This window comes from Bacillus sp. 05T31 (assembly GCF_056396725.1).
Genome location: NZ_JBFTMA010000577.1, coordinates 1 through 2923, shown reverse-complemented (window position 1 = coordinate 2923; position 2923 = coordinate 1). Strand labels below are relative to the sequence as shown.

Annotated in this window: 3 protein-coding genes and 2 pseudogenes; all 5 read right to left on the bottom strand. The window is 37.7% G+C overall.

Annotated features, from left to right (window positions below; genetic code table 11):
- A partial coding sequence (locus tag AC1DJR_RS24480; RefSeq protein WP_477003713.1) for an N-acetylmuramoyl-L-alanine amidase occupies positions 1-733 on the bottom strand: 733 nt, incomplete at its 3' end.
- Positions 733-1009, bottom strand: a pseudogene (locus AC1DJR_RS24475) (phage holin family protein); the annotation flags it as partial. The gene AC1DJR_RS24480 and the pseudogene AC1DJR_RS24475, both read right to left, overlap by 1 nt.
- Entirely contained in the window at positions 1006-1179 is a 174-nt protein-coding gene (locus AC1DJR_RS24470) for a hypothetical protein (protein WP_477003712.1), read from the bottom strand. The pseudogene AC1DJR_RS24475 and the gene AC1DJR_RS24470, both read right to left, overlap by 4 nt.
- Positions 1180-1442: 263 nt before the next feature.
- Entirely contained in the window at positions 1443-2768 is a 1326-nt protein-coding gene (locus tag AC1DJR_RS24465) for a bifunctional S-methyl-5'-thioadenosine deaminase/S-adenosylhomocysteine deaminase (protein ID WP_477003711.1), read from the bottom strand.
- Between the two features lie 53 nt (positions 2769-2821).
- Positions 2822-2923 (bottom strand): annotated as a pseudogene (locus tag AC1DJR_RS24460) (YunG family protein); the annotation flags it as partial.

Genomic DNA, 2923 nt, shown 5'->3' with positions numbered 1-2923 from the left:
GTCGAGTATCCATCCACCAAGTGATTTTATCTAGTTCTGAATTAGGCAATACCTCAGTTTGGATATAAGCAAGACCTGTTAATGGATTAACAACAACTTTTCCCTTTGTTCCTCGTTCAACCATAGCTTGAATCGCTTCATTTAGATAGTTTGTCCCGAATTCACCAGACTTAACATATTGATATCCACCATTAGAACCGCCGTTTCCTCCACCATCCCCAACAGTTTGTCCCGTTAGAGCATATACGATAGAATTTGCGATTTTATCAACATTMCATTTAGCCATGTCGGATTCGTTATCGATGAATCCTAATTCGATAAGAATAGCTGGTGCTTTAGTTCCATTCAATACGGCTAAATCAGTACGTTGTTTCGCACCACGATCACGCCATCCAATATCTTTTGCTAGTTGAGCTGAGATTTTAGCCGCCAGCTCTTTCTGATCATAATACAGAACTTCCACACCCTGCCCATTCCCATCACTTGCATTAAGATGAAAAGAAACAACCAAATCCACATTATGGGAATTACTATTACGAACGATATTATTTAAATTTTGCGCTTGAGTGCTTCCTACTTCGTCTGTATCATCATAGACTGTGTGTCCTAAAGCTCTTAACTTAGCTGCCACCGCATCTTTCACCTGACGGTCCATAATATGCTCTTTTCGATTTCCGGAATTAGCCCCTTGTACAATACTGTTGTGCCCTCCGTGTAAACTATAACGTGTCATTATTCAACATCTCCTTTCTTATTATCATATTCAGAACTTGTCTTATTGCTCTTGCCACCTAAAATTTCAACTGCATTCGTTAGTGCTGAAGGTAGCGGAATTCCCATACGACCAGCGTTTTCTAAAAGTGAAAGCAACTCATTTCCGATAAAAAATTGTCGCTTCACGAATAGCACTATTACCTCCAAGTGCTGTACCTAATTGGGTTTCCACTCCACTCAAAAGAAAAAGCACCACCTTTTTGGCGATGCCTTTGAAGCCAACTTTACTTTTTAACCTGCACACAGGACGTTCAATGCTCCGTAAAAAGCACCTGTATCTACACTGTTYATTGTTCCCAGTGTAACCGTATTCCCGTAATCATTTGTACCTCCGTAATCATTTGTACCTCCGAAAACAGTAATGATATCTGCGTCATCGGTCATGTTTGCATATCTTGTACACATTGGCCGGTCGTGTCCTTCCCACACTGCTATACGAAACCCCGAAATACCATAGTAATTATATTATTAGCATTACTAATCACTTTCCAATAAGGAATGTCTGCATAATTTAATGATGTAATACTATCTCCTAATACAGCCCATATTGCAGCAGAAATACCAATAGAAAGATGCGACATTCTTTTGAATATTTATTCGTTCAATAAAAAAAGCTACCCTATTCTATTTTCTAGAAAGGATAGCTTTCTCAACTGGTATATAAATACCTATCTTTGTAAACCTCGTTTATAACGACTTGCTTCAAATATAATACGCTCTTCATCTAACGTTTTACATTCACCATTCCAAACGACACGTTTACCATTAATAATTACATCACTTATATCTTTTCCACTAGCTGCATACACAAGATGTGATAACACTTCATCTGCCGGTTGTAAATGTGGTTTATTAGATGGATCAATCGTAATAAAATCAGCACACTTACCAACCTCAAGTGATCCCGTTTGTTTCATACCAATTACTTCCGCAGCTCCTTTTGTCGCAAGAGAAAGAGCTGTTTCAACTGGTAATGCTGTTGCATCTTGATGAATACCTTTTTGTAATAAAGTCGCTATACGCATTTCTTCAAACATATCTAAATTGTTGTTAGACGCCACACTATCTGTTGCAATTCCTATTTTTATTCCTGCTTCTAGCATCGCTTTTACATTCGCTATACCAGAACCTAGTTTTAAATTACTATTTGGGTTATGAGCTACTCGAACATCATGTTTTGCTAAAAATGCACGCTCATTTTCATTTAATACTACACCGTGCGCAATAACTGTTGGGCGTTTAAACAATCCGCAACTTGCTGCATATTCTACTGGACGCTTCCCATACTGTGCTTCAATATCACGTACTTCACGTTCTGTTTCAGAAAGATGAATATGAACCATCGTTTGATTTTCTACTGCAATACGAGCACACTCTTCTAACAGTTCTGTGGAACATGTATATGGACTATGCGGTGCAACCATCGTAGTTAACATACCACTTTCGTTATAGTAACGCTTCACATATTTCTCAGCTTCTTCAATTGCTTTCTTTTCATCGTCTTTCGTTCCGAAGCTAAATAAAGTTCTTGAAACAGCAGCACGCATTCCACTCCTTGATACCGTTTCCATAATTGCATCTTGGTCTACTCCAATAGGATTAAACATATCAGAGAATGATGTTGTACCACTTTTCACCATTTCAAGTAATCCTAATTCCGTGCTAGCGACCGCAAGCTCTGGCGTAAACTGACTTTCAAGTGGCCAAATTCTCGTCTCAAGCCATGGCTGCAATAACATATCATCTCCGATACCTCTCAAAAGGCTCATAACAACATGTGTATGTGTATTGACAAGCCCTGGTAAAACCCACTTTCCTTTCATGTCAATTACTTCATCTACTTCAAAATCGTTAGCGAATTCTCCGCTATTTATATCTATAATTTGATCATTTTCTACAATGATATATCCATTTTCTATCACTTCATTTTGTTCATTCATCGTTGCAATTGTAGCGTTTACATAAGTTGTTTTCAAAAGTATTTCCCCTTTCAACTCTATGAAGTTCCCTTTGATTAGTTACCACCATTATAGTAACTTATTGAAGATTAAGAGTCAAAAGATAATTTAAATTCTTTCGTTGTCTTTTCCTTCAAAATGCTATATTGTTTTTCATTTGTATCTGCAAATCCTTCTTCACGGCTCGACTT